Source organism: Microbacterium sp. H37-C3 (assembly GCF_027157935.1).
GTDB lineage: Bacteria > Actinomycetota > Actinomycetes > Actinomycetales > Microbacteriaceae > Microbacterium > Microbacterium plantarum.
The window spans coordinates 713,126-729,635 of sequence record NZ_JAPVLR010000002.1 but is presented as its reverse complement, the minus strand read 5'-3'; the positions used below and the strand labels follow the sequence as shown (position 1 = coordinate 729,635).

The window sequence follows — 16,510 nt, the reverse complement described above, 5'->3', positions numbered from 1 at the left end:
GCTCAAGCCCCGAGGTTGTCGGAGAGGACCTCGAGCACCTGCGCGCGCACGGCGCTCGCGCCGCCGGGCAGGCGCGCGGCCACCTCGTCGGCGAGAGCCTCGACGAACAGCGCGTGCGCGGCCCGCGACGTGTGCTCGAGCTCATCGCGGAAGCTCGTCCCCGCCGGCGCGATGACGAGCGCGTGCGTGGCTCGTTCGACAAGCGGGGATGCCGCGAACGAGGTGATCGCGATGACGACGGCTCCCCCGGTCGCCGCCGCCGATGCGGCCCGCAGACTCGCCTCGTTCGCACCCGAGCCGCTCACGACGATGCAGACGTCACGACGGCCGAGCTGCCGAGCGGAGATCTGCTGCGCGATGACGTCGGCGATCACCTCGGCGGGCCGCCCCACGGCGGTCAGGCGCATCGCGAGATCGCTCGCGACCGGCGACGAGAGTCCGTTGGCGACGACCAGCAGCCTGCCGGCGCCGACCACAGCCGTCACCGCTCGCTCGACCTCGTCAGCCTCGAGCAGGCTCGTCGACGCCGGCAGCGACGCCGCGGCTCGATCGATCGACCTGCGCACGCGCCCGAGCGCCCCGTCGCCGTGGTCGGATGGCGCCGGCGCGGCCGCTCCGAGTTCGGCGGCGAGCGCGACCCGCAGCTGCGGATAGCCGCGGAACCCGAACGTCTGACAGGCGCGGACCACCGACGAACGCGCGACCCCCGCGCGGTCGGCCAGCTGCTGCGCGGTGAGTTCGACCACGACCTCGGGCGCGTCGAGGATCACGTCCGCGACGCGGCGCTCGGTCGGCTGCAGCCCGTTGCGGAGCGCCTGGATGCGCACGGTCGGCGGAGCGTTACCGGACACGTGCGCCCTCCATGATCCGTCGGCGGATGCGGCCCGAGATGCCGTCGATCGTCATCGTGACGACGATCACGACGATCAGCAGCATCCCCACCGTCGACCACTCACGGTACTGGGTGTAGGTCGTCAGCATGTCGCCGATCCCGCCGACTCCGATGAGCCCGAGGACGGCCGACGAGCGCACGTTGATCTCGAAGCGGTAGAGCCAGAACGACAGGAACACCGGGGTCGCTTGCGGCCACACGCCCCATCGCAGCACCTGCGCCGGGCTGCCCCCGGCCGCACGCGCCGCTTCGATGGGTCCGGCGGGGACGGCTTCAACGGCTTCGTACCCCCACTTGCCGAGGGTGCCGATGCCGTTCACCGCGAGGGCGAGCGCCCCCGTGAGCGGCGTGAGCCCGGTCATCGAGAGGATGATGATCGCGAAGATGATCTCGGGAACGGCGCGAATCGTCGAGAACACGAACCGCAGGATCGAGCGCAGCCATGCCGGACCGAACCCTCGGGCCGCCACCAGGCTGAGCGGTGTGGCCACGATGACCCCGAGCACGGTCCCGACCCAGGCCATCTGAACGCTCTGCCAGGTCTGCCACAGAGCGTCCGGCAGCTTCTCCCACGTCGGCGACGAGAACATGAGCCAGCCGTAGCGCACGAGCTCGGCGGGCAGGTCGGCCAGCCGCGACCAGGTGATGTCCACCGACCAGAAGGCCAGGATGACGACGATCGTCACGGCGGCGGCGACCACGGTGCGCACCCGTCGACGCGGGCGGGAGGGCACGGCCTGCGCTGACGTGCGTCGCGGATCGGCGAGAACGGGAGCGGTCATGCGAGCCTCCGTCGCAGGGCGGAGCTGGCGGCGTCGATGACGAGCACGACGACGAGGATCTCCAGGATGATGAGCGACAGCTGGTCGTACCGGTAGAAGGTGCGCACGGCGTCGATGATGAGGCCCATGCCGCCGGCGCCGACGAGCCCCAGGACGGTCGACGCGCGGACGTTGAGCTCGAGGACGTACAGCGTCTGCGCCGCGAACGCGGGCCAGGTGTCGGGCAGGGCGAGGGCACGATTGATCTGAAGCTGCGTCCCGCCCGCGGCGCGGCCCGCTTCGAGGGGCCCCGTGTCCATCGCGTCGATCTGCTCGGAGACCAGCTTCACGATGATGCCGACGTTGAAGATCACGAGGGCGAGGATGCCGGGCAGCGCGCCGACCCCGACCATCGCCACCAGGATCGCCGCCGACAGCAGGTCGGGAACGCTCCGGACGATGTTGAGCATCGCGCGGACCGCACCCCGCAGCACCGGGCGCGGGTTGGTCGGCCGAGCCGCCCACAGACTCAGCGGCAGCGAGAGCGCGGCCCCCACCGCGGTGCCGATCACCGCCATCTGGAGCGTCTCCAGCAGCGGGGCGACGGTCCGCGGGAAGAAGGTCCAGTCCGGCTGCAGCAATCCGAGCACCTTGTCGGCTCCGTGCTGCCAGTTGCGCGCGATGCCCGACAGGTCGAGGCCGACGCCGATGCCGGGAAGGCAGGTGACCACCGTGATCACGGTGACGATCCCCGCGACCAGCCACGGCACCACACGTCCGCGGGGTCGCGGCGGGACGACGAGTGCGGGCGCGCTCATGCGTCGAGCCGGTCCTCGGCCGTCAGCGATCGCCCGTAGATGCCGGCGAAGTCCGCGTCGGTGGCATCCGCTGCCGGGCCGTCGTAGACGACCTCGCCCGCCCGCATCCCGATCAGTCGCACGCCGTAGGTGCGCGCCAGGTCGAGCAGGTGCAGGTTCACCAGCACCGTGATGCCGAGCTCGGTGTTGATGCGCTGGAGGTCTTTCATGACCCCGTGCGCGGTGGGCGGGTCGAGGCTCGCGACCGGCTCGTCGGCCAGGACGATGCGCGGCTGCTGCGCGAGGGCGCGGGCGATCGCGACGCGCTGCTGCTGACCTCCCGAGAGAGCGGCGGCGCGATCCCAGACCCGCGGCAGCATCCCCACGCGCTCGAGCGCCTCGAAGGCGAGGCGGCGGTCGTCGGACCGGTAGGCGCCCAGCAGGGTGCGCCACACCGGGGTATGGGCGAGGCGACCGACGAGGACGTTGTTGAGCACGCTCGTGCGACCGGCGAGGTTGAAGCCCTGGAACACCATGCCGATGTCGCCGCGCAAGCGACGCAGCTCGCGCCCACGCGCCGTGTCGACGCGCACGCCGCCGACCTCGAGCACGCCGGAGGTCACGGGGACGAGGCCGTTGATCGTGCGGATGAGGGTCGACTTGCCCGATCCCGACAGCCCGACGACGGCGACCATCTCGCCCGCACCGATCTCGAGCGAGACCCCGCGCAGGCCGAGAGTGCCGTTCGGGTAGCCCACCGTGACGTCGTGCAGCCGGATGCCCGACGGCGATGCCGGGGCCGCGGCCCCGGCATCGCGTGCAGTGGTGTCGGTCACTGCAGTCCGAGCGCCTGCGCGGCGCGTGCGACGACGTCGAGTGACGAGGCGTCGGCGGGTGCGAGCTTCGTGATCGAGTAGATGCTCTGCAGCACCTCCGAGCCCTCGGCGGTGTTCGAGAAGTCCTCCAGCGCGGTCGCGATGCGCTCGCGCAGCTCGGGCGAGAGGTCCGAGCTCAGCGCGACACCGTCGTTCGGGATCTCCTCGGTCATCGCGAACACGACGACCTTCTGCCCGACGTCCGGGGTGTCCTTCTTCACGATCGTGCGCGCGTCCCAGAAGCTGAACCCGACTTCGGCGTCACCGTTGTAGACGGCGAGCACGGACGCGTCGTTCGCGGTCACGGGCAGCTGATCGATGTCGCTGTCGGCGTCGAGCCCGGCCTCCTGCAGCGCGAGGATCGGGTAGATGTAGCCGGCGGGCGACCCGGGTCCGAGCACGGCGACCTTCGCGCCCTTCACCTTGGTGATCGAGTCGAGGCCCGCGGGGCCTGTCATCGCGTCGGCGCCGTTGCAGAAGAGCATGCCGTCGCGCTCGACGGGAGCGTCGTCGCAGTACTTGTCGGGGTTGTTCGTCATGAACTGCGCGGGGTAGCTGATGTTGCCGTTGCGCTCGGTCTGCAGCACGACGTCAGCGCCGTACATGTCGTTGGCCTGCCACAGCTGCAGCGACGGGAGGAAGCCGATCTGCGCCTGGCCCGCGCCCATCGCCTCGACGGCGGCCTGATAGTCCTTCGAGACCACACCGGTGACCTCGATGCCGAGCTCGTCGCTCAGGTAGTCGGTGAGCGGAGCCGCGGTCTCGACGAGCCCGTTCTGGTCCTGCGAGGGGACGAGCGCGAGCACGAGCGACGTCGGGTCGGCGGCGGCCTCAGGGGTGTCACCGGCGGCGGGCGAGCCCGCGCAGCCGGCGAGGGTGATGGCGGCGATGGCGCTGACGGCGGCCGCGGCGAGAAGTCGGGTGGTGCGCATGAGTGGATGTCCTTCGGGTGAGGGGTGGGAAAGGAGTGGTGTGAGAGGGGTACGGAGTCAGGGGGCGGATGCCGCGGCCCACGCTTCGATGCGCGGCAGCAGTTCGGTGAGCGTGTCGGCGTGGAAGGTCGGGGATGCCGCGGCATCCGTCCACGGACCGACGAGCGCGGTGTCGTGTCCGCGCCGGTGCGCGGGCTCGAGGTCGTTGCGCCAGATGTCGCCGACCGCGAGCACCCGGCGGTCACGGACCTCGGGCGCGTCGAGCAGCCGTTCGAGTCCGGCGGGCTTGCCCGCGTCGGTGACGATGCCCGCGAAGGCGTCGCCGAGCCCGAGCGCGTCGAGGGTCTCCGCGACGCGGGTCGCCGGGGCATTGGTGACGAGGACGCACTCGGCCGGCAAGCGTTCGGCGACCGCGGCGAGCCCGACCGGCGCCTCGACGGGAGCGAGATCGGTGCCCAGCAGTGCGCGGCTGTCGAGGTAGGCACGCGACAGCGCCTCGGCCCCGACCCCCGCGTCCTCGGCCACGAGGCGGATCACGTCGTACGCGTCGAGCGGCGCCCCAGCACCGGACGGTCGGCCGCGCAGCCCGTCGTCGACCCGGGCGAGGAACCGGTCGGGATCGCCGGAGGCAGCGGCGGCAGCACGCGCGTAGGCGAGCACCGGCCCGTCGCCGAGGGCGACGGTTCCGTCGAAATCGAAGATGATGAGAGCAGGGTTCGGCACGGATCGGACTTTCTGATTGGACGCTTCGTCCATCGTTAGGTGCACACGTGGACACAAATCCCACAGTCGATGAACTGCGGATGAACGAGATCCGACGACTCGATGCGGCGGCCGCGACCGCCGCGCGCGGCGACGCCGGGCAGGCGTTCGACGCGGTGCCCTGGCTCTCGCGATCGATAGCCCAGGATGCGGCATCCGGTCGCTTCGCACGCTGGTCGCGGTCGACCATCGTCGACGAGAACGTCGGTGCGCCCGTGCTCGACCGTGCGGTCTTCGACCGGCTGCACGATCTCGCCGGCGAGCCGAGTGCCTGGCCGGTCGGGAACGCGGGCCTCCTTCACGTGTACGGCTACCTGCTCTCGCTGACGCCGACGCCGTACGGCCTGAAGCGCGAACGCTGGCTCGGCCCCGAGCTCGCCGGCGCGTTCGGGCTCGCCGACGCTGCGTTCGCGCCCTGGGCGGACGGGCCGACGCTGCTCGAACGGGTGACGGACGCGGCGACGAGCCTGCTCCGCTCCCCCGCGGCGGCGCGGTCCGAGGCCGGCGGCGAGTACCTCACCGTGCTGTCGGCCTCCACCGGTGCCGCCGCGCTCGTGTACGCGCGTGTCACCGACGAGGGCATCCGCCTGGTGACGACCTTCCCCGTCGCCGACGCTGCCGCCGTCCTGACCGCGATCGACACTGCCTCGCCCGCCCCCGGCACCCCCTACCGCCCCCGGTGGAACGCCGCCCCCTGACCCGGGTCGACGGGGTGCTCAGGAGGGGGCGTGTGCCTCCAGGAACGCGTAGAGATCAGTCGTGTCGACGCCCGGGAAGGCGCCGGTCGGCAGAGTCGCCAGCAGCGTGCGTGGGGTCTTCACGTTCGGCCACGCGGCAGCACGCCACCGCTCCTCGAGGTCGGCCGGCGCACGTCGGCAGCACACGTCGACCGAGTGCCGTGACACCCCGCGGTGAGGTGTGTCGCGCCCGAGGAACCACTTCGTGTCGTCGAACCGCACCCCGACGCTGACCGAGTGCGCGCCCTCGCTCGAGTGCTCGACGCGAGCCGTGCACCAATAGGTCCCGTTGCCGGTGTCGGTGTACTGGTAGTACGGGTTGAAGCGGTCATCGACGTCGAACACCGCCCGGCTCGTCCACTCCCGGCAGCACAGCTGCCCCTCGATGGCGCCGAGGCGATCGGTCGGGAAGTCGACGTCGTCGTTCTCGTACGCCTTCGTGATCGTCCCCGACTCGTGAACCTTGAGGAAGTGCACAGCGATGCCCAAATGCTCCGTCGCGAGGTTCGTGAATCGGTGCGCGGCGGTCTCGTAGGTCACCGAATACGCGTCGCGCAGATCCTCGATGGAAATCGCGCGCCGCTCCTTGGCCTCGCGCAGGGCGGGCACGGCATCGGCCTCGGGGATCAGCAGGGCACCGGTGAGGTAGTTGGTCTCCACCCGCTGCCGCAGGAACTCGTCGTAGCTGGCCGGCTCGGTGTGACCGAGGATGCGGCTCGACAGCGCCTGCAGCACGGCGGTCCGCGGATCGGCGGACGTCGCGGCGGCGAGGCGGCTCGACAGGTAGAGCCGCCCATGGGCGAGGTCGGCGACGCTTCTGGTCGTCTGGGGCAGATCCGCGACGTAATGGATGCTGAAGCCGAGATGCCCCGCGATGTCGCTCGCGGTGCGCTGCGTCAGCGGCCCGCCCGGGTGCCCGACCGCCGCCAGCAGCTCCCGCGCCTGCTGCTCGAGCTCGGGGAAGTAGTTGTTCTGCGTCCGCATAAGACGCCGCAGGGCGACGTTGGCGCGCCGCGCCTCCTCGGGGGTCGCGGCGCGCTCGTCGTACAACCGCTCGATCTCGCCCTGCAGCGCGAGAAGGGCGCGAAGCACCTCGTCGGGCACGGCGCGCGGGATGCGGAACGGCGTGATCCCGGCGCTTCGGAACGTCGGCCCCGCCATCGCGCGGGCGACCTCGATCTCCAGGGCGGCACGGGGATCCAGCTCCTCGGACTCGAGGAGCGCATCGAGCGAGGTGCCGAGGGCGCGCGCGATCGTGCGGAGCAGCGAGAGCTTCGGCTCGCGGCGACCGTTCTCGATCATCGAGAGCTGGCTCGGCGCACGCCCGACGGCAGCGGCGAGGTCGTCGAGGGTCATCCCCCGTCCGGTGCGGATCTGCCGGATGCGCCGGCCGATCGTGAAGGCGTCCATGTCCTCATCGTCGAGCGCCACGCCCGCGGCGGCGACGGCATCCTTGCGCGTCATGGCGGGATTCTGTCACGAAAGCAGAAGATCGGCCGATCTTCTCCTCGAACCCGGCGGTGCTGCGCCCGATAGTTCGCCCACAGTGGTCTCCACGACGGGCAGAGCCGCCCGTTCTGACGAAGGAGACCGAGATGACCACGATTCCCGCTCCGGGTCCGCTGCGGCCCGGCGACCAGGTTCAGACCGCTGCCGAGCTCGAGGAGCTGTGGCAGACCGACCCCCGCTGGGACGGCATCGAGCGCACGTACCGCGCAGACGACGTCATCCGGCTGCGTGGCTCCGTCCGTGAGGACGCCACCCTCGCCCGCCGGGGTGCCGAGTCGCTGTGGAACCTCCTCCACACCGAGGAGTACGTCCGCGCCCTCGGGGCCTACACGGGCGGCCAGGCCGTCCAGCAGGTGCGCGCCGGCCTGAAGGCGATCTACCTGTCCGGCTGGCAGGTCGCCGCCGACGCGAACCTCGCCGGGCAGACCTACCCCGACCAGAGCCTGTATCCCGCCAACTCCGTGCCCGCCGTCGTGCGGCGCATCTCGAACGCGCTGCTGCGACAGGACCAGATCGAGCACGCCGAGGGCGGCCGCACCCGCGACTGGCTCGCCCCGATCGTCGCCGACGGCGAGGCGGGGTTCGGCGGTCCGTTGAACGCCTACGAGCTCGCGGCATCCCTCATCGCCGCTGGTGCCGCCGGCACGCACTGGGAGGATCAGCTCGCGAGTGAGAAGAAGTGCGGCCACCTCGGCGGCAAGGTGCTGGTGCCGACCGCTCAGCACATCCGCACGCTCAATGCCGCGCGGCTCGCCGGGGATGTCGCGGGCGTGCCTGCGATCGTGATCGCGCGGACCGACGCGCTGGGCGCCGACCTCATCACGAGCGACGTCGACGAGCGCGACCGCCCCTTCCTCACCGGCGAGCGCACGAGCGAGGGCTTCTACCGCACCCGCGCCGGGATCGACCCCGTCATCGCGCGCGGCCTCGCGTTCGCACCCTACGCAGACCTGCTGTGGGTCGAGACCGGCGAGCCCGACATCGAGCTGGCCCGCGAGTTCGCCGCAGCCGTCCACGCGGAGCATCCCGGCAAGCTGCTCGCGTACAACTGCTCGCCGAGCTTCAACTGGAAGCGGCACCTCAGCGACGCGCAGATCGCGACGTTCCAGGCGGAGCTGGCCGAGCTGGGCTACCGGTTCCAGTTCATCACCCTGGCCGGATTCCACGCCCTCAACCACTCGATGTTCGACCTCGCCCGTGGCTACGCCGACCGTGCAATGAGCGCGTACGTCGAGCTGCAACAGGCGGAGTTCGACGCCGAGGCGCACGGCTACACCGCCACCCGCCACCAGCGCGAAGCCGGCACCGGCTACTTCGACGCCCTCTCGACGGCGCTCAACCCCGACAGCGCCACCCTCGCCCTGGCCGGATCGACCGAGGCATCCCAGTTCTGACCCGAGCGTCACAGATCACAGGAGACGAGACCATGACCATCACAGAGACTCAGAGCCGGCGGCGCACCTGGACGGGGCCTGTACCCGTGCAGACGCACGAACCTGCGATCGAGGTGCGCGGCGAGATGCACCCGCGCTTCGACGAGATCCTCACGCCCGACGCGCTCGACTTCGTCACGGCGCTGCACGACCGCTTCGCGGGGCGACGGCACGACCGCCTCGCCGACCGGATGCGGCGCCGCTTCGAGATCGGCAATGGGGCCGACCCATCGTTCCGGAGCGACACCGCGCACATCCGCGAGGACGACTCGTGGCGCGTCGCGGGTGCGGGCCCGGGCCTCGAGGACCGCCGCGTCGAGATCACAGGACCCACCGATCCCAAGATGACGATCAACGCCCTGAATTCAGGCGCCCGCGTGTGGCTCGCCGACCAGGAGGACGCCACCTCGCCGACCTGGCGCAACGTCATCGGCGGGCAGCTGTCGCTGCGCGACGCGATCCGCGGTGAGCTGGAGCACACCGATCCCGATGGGCGGCGCTACACCGTCACCGCCGAGCGCACCCCGACGATCGTCATGCGCCCGCGCGGCTGGCACCTCACCGAGAAGCACCTCGCCTACACCGACCGCACAGGGCGCACCCTCGACGCCTCCGGGTCACTCGTCGACTTCGGGCTCTATGCGTTCCACAACGCCGTCCGGCTCGTCGAGAGCGGCCGGGGACCGTACTTCTACCTCGCCAAGCTCGAATCCAGCACCGAGGCGCAGCTGTGGGACGACGTCTTCTCGTTCACGGAGCGCCGGCTCGGACTGGCCCACGGCACCATCCGGGCGACCGTGCTGATCGAGACGCTGCCGGCGGCGTTCGAGATGGACGAGATCCTCTTCGCTCTCCGCGACCACTGCGCGGGTCTCAACGCCGGACGGTGGGACTACATCTTCTCGATGATCAAGAACTACCGCGGCCGCGGGGCCCGGTTCGTGCTGCCCGACCGCAGCGCGGTCACGATGACGGTGCCGTTCATGCGCGCGTACACCGAGCTGCTCGTGAAGACTTGCCACCGCCGGGGCGCGCACGCGATCGGCGGGATGAGCGCCTTCATCCCCAACCGACGGAACCCCGAGGTCACGCGCGCCGCGTTCGAAAAGGTCGCCGCCGACAAGCGGCGGGAGGCCGGCGATGGGTTCGACGGCACGTGGGTCGCGCACCCCGACCTCATCCCGATCGCGCGCGCCGAGTTCGACGCCGTGCTCGGCGACCGCCCGAATCAGCTCGACCGGCAGCGCGACGACGTCGAGGTCGCGGCATCCGAACTGATCGACTGCCACATCGGCCTGCCGATCACGACCGCCGGTGTGCGCGCGAACGTGTCCGTCGCCGTGCGCTACCTCGAGGCCTGGCTGCGCGGGATCGGCGCCGTCGCGATCGATGACCTGATGGAGGATGCCGCCACAGCCGAGATCAGCCGCTCGCAGATCTGGCAGTGGATCCACCAGGACCGCACGACGGATGACGGCACGCCGATCACCCGCGCCTGGGTCGACGAACTGGTCGACGACGTCATCGCCGAGGTCGAGCGCCGCGACGGCGACCGCTTCGACGATGCCGCGGCCCTGTTCCGCGAGGTCGCGCTCGGCTCCGAGTTCCCCCCGTTCCTGACCCTCCCCGCCTACGCGAAGTACCTCTGAGGTCCCTCACCCCCGGTCGACTCGCCACGAACTGCGGATCCCGCGCCCCACGCATCCGCAGTTCCTGGCGAGTCGACGGCGAGAGCGGTGGGTCAGGGGGACAGGAGGGCGATCACCTCGGGAGAAGCGGGCCGGGCCCGTAAGTCGGTGCCGATGATGCGCTGGCAGCCGTCGAGCTCGACCGTCACCGGCACCGGCGTGTCCACCGCGTTCGTCACGGTGCGCGGATACAGAACGACGAAACGGGATGCCGCCTCGCCGCAATCCCGGGCCGTGGCGGGGCCGGCCGCCGCGGTGAGAACCACATGCGCCTCCGGGGAGTCGAGCGAGAATGCCGTCGCGAAGAGTCCTCCGTCGCCGATGAGGGTCGGTGTTCCGGCGTCGTCGAGGGCATCGGCGGCATCAGCCTGGTAGACGCACACCATCGCGCCGGAGACTTCTACCTCGACCGCCGAAGGCGTCTCGGTCGGCGCCCACCCGAGGACGTTGAGCGGAGCCACCCCCGCACGCGTCGCGCAGCCCGCCGCTGTCGCCTCGCGGAGCTCGACGCGCACGGTATCCGAGAACGTACGGTCGACGACTTCGAGGCGCGCCAGCGCGGCGAGCGGCTCCTCTTCCTTCGGCCCGCCGCATGCCGTCGAGGGGAACGACATGGGCACGAAGCGGCCCGCCGCATCCGTCGCCCAGATCGCGCGGAAGCCGTACCCGATGGCGGGGCAGACCGCTGCCGGCCCAGGATCGCTCGGCGCCGCCATCGCGTCGAGGAATTCCGTGAGGTCGCCCTCGTAGCGCCGCACCTCGTTCCCAGCGACGGTGCCGTCGGCATCCTCGCGCGTCACGCCGTTGGCGCACTCCAGCACCGCGACGACCTCGAAGTCCTCAGGGACGAGACCGGCACCGGGAAGCGGGTTGAGGACCAGGTCCGGGCACGACATCGTGTCGGAGACGGCCGCGACCTCGCGGACCGGCGGCGGGCCGAGCGGGATCGACGCACACCCCGCGAGAAGCAATAGCGTGGCCGCGCCCGTGGCAAGCGGAGCCAGCATCCGTATCTCCATCCGCATCCGGCTCCTCCCCCGTCGCCCCTCCCGCCCACGCTAGAACAGCCCCCGCGTCCGCGCGTGACAACCCGGTAACGATCGTCGACTCGCCATGAGTTGCGGATGCGGATCCCACCGGATCCGCAACTCATGGCGAGTCGACGGGGAGACAAGAGACTCGGGTCAGGGAAGCAGGCCGCGCTCGAGGGCCAGGGTCACGGCCCGGGTGCGACTGTCGACGCCGAGCTTGTCGTAGACCCGCAACAGGTGCGTCTTGACGGTCGACTCGCCGATCCCGAGCTGCACCGCGATCTGCCTGTTGCCGTGCCCCGCGGCGACGAGGCGCAGCACGTCGGTCTCGCGCGGAGTGAGAGCGGATGCCGCCGGCTCGGGCTGCCGCATCCGTTCCACCAGACGCACCGCGACGGCCGGCGACAGAGCCGACTGGCCGGCGGCGACCGACCGGATTCCCGCCACGATCTCCTCGCGTGGAGCCGCCTTCAGCAGATAGCCGCTGGCTCCGGCCTCGATGGCGGCGAGGATCTGGTCGTCGCTCTCGTAGGTCGTGAGGATGAGCACGCGCGGCCCCGCGGCCCCATCGCGCGCCGTCACGATACGAGCCGTGGCTGCGACGCCGTCGAGCACCGGCATCCGGAGGTCCATGAGGATGACGTCGGGATGCGCCTCGGTGGCGAGCCGGACGGCCTCGTCGCCGTCGGCGGCCTCCGCGATCACCTCGAACCCGGGCTCGTCGGCGAGCAGACCGACCAGCCCCGCCCGGACGATCGGGTGGTCATCGGCGATCAGCAGACGGATCATGCGCGCACCGCCGCGCCAGCGCTCGGCACAGGCGACCCGGGCAGCCGAACGGAGAGCGTCGTCCCCGAACCCGCGACGGCCGTGATCTCGAGGTTCCCCCCGGCGAGTGCGACCCGCTCGCTCATGCCGTCGAGACCGTACCCGGTACGCGGAGACGAGACGTCGAACCCGCTCCCGTCGTCCTCGACGACCAGTCGCAGGGCGCCGTCGTCCTCGCGCGTGAGCGCCACCGTGACCCGCGCGGCTCCCGCGTGCTTGCGCACGTTGGCCAGCGCCTCCTGCAGGCAGCGCAGCGCGACGACCTGCGTCTCGCGATCGGCCCCGGAAGCCGTGTCGACGACGGAGATCTCGAGCCCGGTGTCGGCGCGGAAGCGTTCGGCGAGCCGCTCCACCGCAGCGCCGAGCACGGGGTCGTCGGGGACGGCGGCGGTGCGCGCGACGATCGCACGGGCCTCGCCAAGCGCGTCGCGAGCGGCCACCTCGAGGCGCTCGACCGCGGTCGCGGCGCCGCCTGCATCCCCCGCGCGCGAACGCCGCCCGGCCTGTTCGGCGAGCATGACGATTCCCGCGAGGGTCTGCGCGAGGGTGTCGTGGATCTCGCGGGCCAGGTGCTCCCGCTCGTCGGCGGCGCCCTTGTCGCGGCTGAGCGCCTCGACCTGCTGCTGCGCCCGGGAGAGCTCGTCGAGCAGGCGCGCGCGCTCGGTGCCGTATGCGGCGATCGCTGAGATCCACCACCCCATCGCGATCGAGAACGCAACCGAGAGCGCCGCGACGGCAGCTGCCTCCAGCAGCGCGTCGGGAGCGAAACCGAAGCCGCCGGCATACCCGACGAGCATCCCGGCGCCGACCGAAAGCGATCCCACGACACCATCACGGCGCAACGGAGCGAAGATCCACACCAGCGGATACACGATGACCTGCATCGTCGCGAGCGAGACCTCGCCGAACGTCATCGCCGCGATCGAGACCGTCACGACGGCGAGGAACACCGCGAAGCGCCGGGGATCCTCCGCGCCGGCGGAGGGCCGCGCGATCAGATACGCCGCGAGCAGGAGCACCAGGCCCGCGACCGCCCACGGCAGCCGGTCCGTCTCTCCCGCGGCTGCGAGGATGCCCACGCCGAGGGCGAGCACGACACCGACGGCGACATCCACCCAGCTGCGACTGATCACGCTCCCATCCTGCCCCTCAGCGGATGCGCGAGCGGATGCGGGCCGCCGCGAGCACCGCGAACGCCACGGCCACGACAGCGAGCACGACCGCCGCGACCCAGACCGGCACCGTCGCCGACCCCACCTGCAGGTCGAGCCCGTAGATGCGGCTGAGCTCCTCGACCGCGCCCGGCGCGCCGCCCGCGAGGCGGTCGAGCGGATCGGCGGCGAACTCTCGCCGCACGAGCATCGCCGACTGCGCGAACGGGAGCACGCCGACGGCATCCCGAACGGCGTCGGGGAACGAGCCGACGGGGATGTACGCACCGGCGACGAAGCCGGTCAGGGTTCCCACGAGGGTCGACAGTCCCGAGTACGACCCGCTCGTGCGAAGGAACGACACCACGAACGCCCAGAGCGCCGTGTAGGCGGCCACCGAGAGGACGGTCCACAGCACGATGCGGATGATCTGCCCGGCGTCGGGGAGCGTCCGCCCGGTGAGCCCGAGGTAGGCCAGCGCGACGGCGAGCACGATCAGCGTGGTGATCAAACCGATGATGAACGCCGACCCGAGGTAACCGAGCACGAGCTGCGCGCGGCGCACCGGCGAGACGAGGAAGTCGCGGAACCGTCCGGACGCGGCATCCTCGACGAACGTCGACAGCGCGCCGAGCGGCGTCGTGACGGCGGCGACGGCCACGACCCCGGCGAACATCCACGAGTCGACGAAGTCGCGGGCGGCGTCGGCATCGAACCCCGGAGTCGCGGCGAGCGAGTCCACCTGCATCTGGCCGAGGAACAGGGCGTAGAGGAGGAACACCACCAGGGCGCCGGTGAGCGAGAAGAACACCCCGAGCGGGTCCCGGTAGAACAGTCGGAGATTGCGCCCGACGTACGCCTGCACGGTCTTCATCGCGCCGCCTCCCCCGTCGACGTCCCATCGGTGGCCGCCTGCCCGGTCAGGGTCAGGAAGACGTCGTCCATCCGGCCATGACGGAACTCGAAGTCGAGCACCGCGTCGCCCCGTTCGGCGAGGATGCGGCGGGCCTCGGCGGCATCCGCCACCGCGATGCGCTCGTCGCCGTCGGCGGTGACGAGCGACAGGATGCTGGAGCTGTACCGCGCCCGCAGCTGCGCCGGAGTGCCGTCGGCGACGACGCGCCCGCGGTCGATGATGCAGACCTGATCGGCCTCCTCCGTCTCCTCGAGGTAATGCGTCGTGAGGAACACGGTGAGACCGGCGCGCTCGCGCAGCTCATGGATCGTCCGCCACACCATCTGCCGGCTCGCGGGATCGAGTCCCGTCGTCGGCTCGTCGAGGAAGACGATCTCCGGGTCGTGGAGCAGCGCGCGGGCGATGTCGGCGCGGCGACGCTGCCCGCCCGACAGCCGGCCGTAGCGACGGTCGATGAACTCGCCCAGGTCGATGATCTCGGCGAGGCGGTCGATGCGGTCGCGGATCGCCGCCGTCGAGCCGAGGTACGGACGCGCCCGCACCGTCAGGTTCTCGCGCACGGTGAGCACGGAATCGAGGAGCGAGTCCTGGAAGACGACGCCGATCGCGCGGCGCACGGCGTCACCGTCGGAGCGCACGTCGTGACCGGCGACCTCGAGCTGCCCCGCATCCGGCTCGATCACAGTCGTGAGAGCGCTGATCGTCGTGGACTTGCCGGCCCCATTCGTCCCGAGGAACGCGAACACGCCCCCGGCGGGCACCTCGAAGCTCACGTCGTCGACGGCCGTCACGTCGCCGTATCTCTTGGTCAGGCCGCGCACGACGGTCGGTGCGCTCGCTCTCGTGGTCATGCCTCCAGCGTGCCGGTTCCGTCGCCGGCGCGGGAGAGGTCATCCGGTCGATCCCCGTCCACCATTCGGTGGACCACGCCGCTACTCTCGAAGGGTGACCGAACGCGCACCGCTGTCCCGCAAGCTCTCCGCCATCGCCGAGTCGGCGACCCTCAAGGTCGACGCCAAGGCCAAGGCCCTGCAGGCCGCCGGCCGGCCGGTCATCTCGTACGCCGCGGGCGAGCCCGACTTCTCGACGCCGCAGTTCATCGTCGAGGCCGCTCAGCACGCCCTCGCCGACCCGGCCAACTACCGGTACACCCCCGCCGCCGGCCTCCCCGTGCTGCGCGAGGCGATCGCCGCCAAGACGCTGCGCGACTCGGGCCTCGAGGTCCAGCCCTCGCAGGTCATCGTGACCAACGGCGGCAAGCAGTCGGTGTACCAGGCCTTCCAGACGGTCGTGAACCCCGGCGACGAGGTGCTGCTGCCCGCGCCGTACTGGACCACCTATCCCGAAGCGATCGCCCTGGCCGACGGCATCCCGGTCGAGGTCTTCGCCGGCGCAGACCAGGAGTACAAGGTCACCGTCGAGCAGCTCGAGGCCGCGCGCACCGAGCGCACCACCGTGCTCGTCTTCGTCTCGCCCTCCAACCCGACGGGGTCGGTGTACACGCCCGAGGAGACCGCGGCGATCGGCCAGTGGGCTCTTGAGCACGGCATCTGGGTCATCAGCGACGAGATCTACCAGAACCTCGTCTACGAAGGCGCCCGCGCGGTCTCGATCGTCGAGGCCGTACCCGAGCTCGCGGGTCAGACGATCCTGGTCAACGGTGTCGCCAAGACCTACGCCATGACCGGATGGCGCGTGGGCTGGATGGTCGGCCCCGCCGACGCCATGAAGCTCGCCGGAAACCTGCAGTCGCACCTCAGCTCCAACGTCAACAACGTCGCGCAGCGCGCGGCCCTCGCCGCACTCACCGGCCCGCAGACCGAGGCCGAGGAGATGCGCTTGGCCTTCGACCGTCGGCGCCGGCTCATCGTCGAGGAGCTCGCGAAGATCCCCGGCGTCGAGGTCCCCAACCCCCTCGGGGCGTTCTACGTCTACCCCGACGTCACCGGACTCCTCGGACGCTCCTGGGGCGGCGTCGAGGCGAACACGAGCCTCGAGCTCGCCGACCTGATCCTCGAGCAGGCCGAGGTCGCCGTCGTGCCTGGCGAGGCTTTCGGCCCCTCGGGCTACCTGCGCCTGTCGTACGCGCTCGGTGACGAGCAGCTGCTCGAAGGCATCCAGCGCCTCCAGCGCCTCTTCTCCTGACCCCCCTTTCTTCTCCCTCCCCCTCCCACCCCGTACCCACACCACAAACCGCC

The 16,510-nt window shown here is 71.2% G+C and carries 16 protein-coding genes; 4 read left to right on the top strand and 12 right to left on the bottom strand.

Going from position 1 to position 16,510, the window contains the following annotated elements; genetic code table 11:
• Nucleotides 1–2: 2 nt before the first annotated feature.
• From O1W71_RS08475 to O1W71_RS08450, 6 genes are read right to left on the bottom strand one after another with little or no spacing between them, the layout of a single operon-like run.
• A complete protein-coding gene (locus O1W71_RS08475; protein WP_269267422.1) occupies nucleotides 3–851 on the bottom strand; it encodes a MurR/RpiR family transcriptional regulator in 849 nt (282 codons plus the stop codon).
• Complete coding sequence (phnE, locus tag O1W71_RS08470; protein ID WP_269267421.1) at nucleotides 841–1,674, bottom strand: phosphonate ABC transporter, permease protein PhnE; 834 nt, start codon at nucleotides 1,672–1,674, stop codon at nucleotides 841–843. Before phnE (O1W71_RS08470) ends, O1W71_RS08475 begins: the two co-directional genes overlap by 11 nt.
• Nucleotides 1,671–2,471, bottom strand: coding sequence for a phosphonate ABC transporter, permease protein PhnE (gene phnE, locus O1W71_RS08465; protein ID WP_269267419.1), 801 nt, complete (start codon nucleotides 2,469–2,471; stop codon nucleotides 1,671–1,673). Before phnE (O1W71_RS08465) ends, phnE (O1W71_RS08470) begins: the two co-directional genes overlap by 4 nt.
• Nucleotides 2,468–3,286 carry a phosphonate ABC transporter ATP-binding protein gene (phnC, locus tag O1W71_RS08460; protein WP_269267418.1) on the bottom strand — a complete coding sequence of 273 codons (819 nt, stop codon included), beginning with the start codon at nucleotides 3,284–3,286 and terminating at the stop codon, nucleotides 2,468–2,470. The genes phnE (O1W71_RS08465) and phnC overlap by 4 nt, the downstream gene beginning before the upstream one ends.
• On the bottom strand, nucleotides 3,283–4,257 hold the full coding sequence (phnD, locus tag O1W71_RS08455) for a phosphate/phosphite/phosphonate ABC transporter substrate-binding protein (protein WP_269267417.1): 975 nt from the start codon (nucleotides 4,255–4,257) through the stop codon (nucleotides 3,283–3,285). Before phnD ends, phnC begins: the two co-directional genes overlap by 4 nt.
• Before the next feature lie 57 nt (nucleotides 4,258–4,314).
• Nucleotides 4,315–4,980 (bottom strand): HAD family hydrolase, encoded by a 666-nt coding sequence (locus tag O1W71_RS08450; RefSeq protein ID WP_269267416.1) that lies wholly within the window; start codon nucleotides 4,978–4,980, stop codon nucleotides 4,315–4,317.
• Nucleotides 4,981–5,060: 80 nt separating this feature from the next.
• Between O1W71_RS08450 and O1W71_RS08445 the strand changes: the two genes are divergently transcribed.
• The gene (locus tag O1W71_RS08445; RefSeq protein ID WP_269267415.1) at nucleotides 5,061–5,717 is read left to right on the top strand and encodes an amino acid deaminase; all 657 of its coding nucleotides are present in this window, start codon (nucleotides 5,061–5,063) and stop codon (nucleotides 5,715–5,717) included.
• Nucleotides 5,718–5,735: 18 nt separating this feature from the next.
• Here O1W71_RS08445 and O1W71_RS08440 read toward each other — a convergent pair whose 3' ends face one another.
• Nucleotides 5,736–7,166, bottom strand: a complete 1,431-nt coding sequence (locus tag O1W71_RS08440) for a helix-turn-helix domain-containing protein (protein ID WP_269267542.1) — start codon at nucleotides 7,164–7,166, stop codon at nucleotides 5,736–5,738.
• 185 nt (nucleotides 7,167–7,351) lie between these two features.
• Here O1W71_RS08440 and aceA point away from each other — a divergent pair, with 185 nt between their 5' ends.
• Nucleotides 7,352–8,659: an isocitrate lyase gene (gene aceA / locus O1W71_RS08435; RefSeq protein ID WP_269267414.1), complete on the top strand. Its 1,308-nt coding sequence runs from the start codon at nucleotides 7,352–7,354 to the stop codon at nucleotides 8,657–8,659.
• A gap of 32 nt (nucleotides 8,660–8,691) precedes the next feature.
• Nucleotides 8,692–10,347 carry a malate synthase A gene (gene aceB, locus O1W71_RS08430; protein WP_331282650.1) on the top strand — a complete coding sequence of 552 codons (1,656 nt, stop codon included), beginning with the start codon at nucleotides 8,692–8,694 and terminating at the stop codon, nucleotides 10,345–10,347.
• 92 nt (nucleotides 10,348–10,439) lie between these two features.
• On the opposite strand, the gene O1W71_RS08425 is transcribed toward aceB, so the two are convergent.
• The 5 genes from O1W71_RS08425 to O1W71_RS08405 form a co-directional block, all read right to left on the bottom strand.
• Nucleotides 10,440–11,393, bottom strand: a complete 954-nt coding sequence (locus O1W71_RS08425) for a hypothetical protein (RefSeq protein WP_269267413.1) — start codon at nucleotides 11,391–11,393, stop codon at nucleotides 10,440–10,442.
• A gap of 177 nt (nucleotides 11,394–11,570) precedes the next feature.
• Nucleotides 11,571–12,206: a response regulator gene (locus tag O1W71_RS08420; RefSeq protein WP_269267412.1), complete on the bottom strand. Its 636-nt coding sequence runs from the start codon at nucleotides 12,204–12,206 to the stop codon at nucleotides 11,571–11,573.
• Nucleotides 12,203–13,378, bottom strand: a complete 1,176-nt coding sequence (locus O1W71_RS08415; RefSeq protein ID WP_269267411.1) for a sensor histidine kinase — start codon at nucleotides 13,376–13,378, stop codon at nucleotides 12,203–12,205. Before O1W71_RS08415 ends, O1W71_RS08420 begins: the two co-directional genes overlap by 4 nt.
• A 16-nt stretch (nucleotides 13,379–13,394) precedes the next feature.
• Nucleotides 13,395–14,270, bottom strand: coding sequence for an ABC transporter permease (locus O1W71_RS08410; RefSeq protein WP_269267410.1), 876 nt, complete (start codon nucleotides 14,268–14,270; stop codon nucleotides 13,395–13,397).
• Nucleotides 14,267–15,163 (bottom strand): ABC transporter ATP-binding protein, encoded by an 897-nt coding sequence (locus O1W71_RS08405; RefSeq protein WP_269267408.1) that lies wholly within the window; start codon nucleotides 15,161–15,163, stop codon nucleotides 14,267–14,269. Before O1W71_RS08405 ends, O1W71_RS08410 begins: the two co-directional genes overlap by 4 nt.
• A 94-nt stretch (nucleotides 15,164–15,257) precedes the next feature.
• Between O1W71_RS08405 and O1W71_RS08400 the strand changes: the two genes are divergently transcribed.
• Nucleotides 15,258–16,457, top strand: a complete 1,200-nt coding sequence (locus O1W71_RS08400) for a pyridoxal phosphate-dependent aminotransferase (protein WP_023952099.1) — start codon at nucleotides 15,258–15,260, stop codon at nucleotides 16,455–16,457.
• Nucleotides 16,458–16,510 lie beyond the last annotated feature (53 nt).

Coding starts and splice junctions, on each gene's coding strand:
- phnE (WP_269267419.1), bottom strand. CDS start 2,471: ATGAGCGCGCCCGCACTCGTCGTCCCGCCGCGACCCCGCGGACGTGTG.
- phnE (WP_269267421.1), bottom strand. CDS start 1,674: ATGACCGCTCCCGTTCTCGCCGATCCGCGACGCACGTCAGCGCAGGCC.
- O1W71_RS08440 (WP_269267542.1), bottom strand. CDS start 7,166: ATGGACGCCTTCACGATCGGCCGGCGCATCCGGCAGATCCGCACCGGA.
- O1W71_RS08410 (WP_269267410.1), bottom strand. CDS start 14,270: ATGAAGACCGTGCAGGCGTACGTCGGGCGCAATCTCCGACTGTTCTAC.
- O1W71_RS08420 (WP_269267412.1), bottom strand. CDS start 12,206: ATGATCCGTCTGCTGATCGCCGATGACCACCCGATCGTCCGGGCGGGG.
- O1W71_RS08405 (WP_269267408.1), bottom strand. CDS start 15,163: ATGACCACGAGAGCGAGCGCACCGACCGTCGTGCGCGGCCTGACCAAG.
- aceA (WP_269267414.1), top strand. CDS start 7,352: ATGACCACGATTCCCGCTCCGGGTCCGCTGCGGCCCGGCGACCAGGTT.
- aceB (WP_331282650.1), top strand. CDS start 8,692: ATGACCATCACAGAGACTCAGAGCCGGCGGCGCACCTGGACGGGGCCT.
- phnD (WP_269267417.1), bottom strand. CDS start 4,257: ATGCGCACCACCCGACTTCTCGCCGCGGCCGCCGTCAGCGCCATCGCC.
- O1W71_RS08425 (WP_269267413.1), bottom strand. CDS start 11,393: ATGCTGGCTCCGCTTGCCACGGGCGCGGCCACGCTATTGCTTCTCGCG.
- O1W71_RS08445 (WP_269267415.1), top strand. CDS start 5,061: ATGAACGAGATCCGACGACTCGATGCGGCGGCCGCGACCGCCGCGCGC.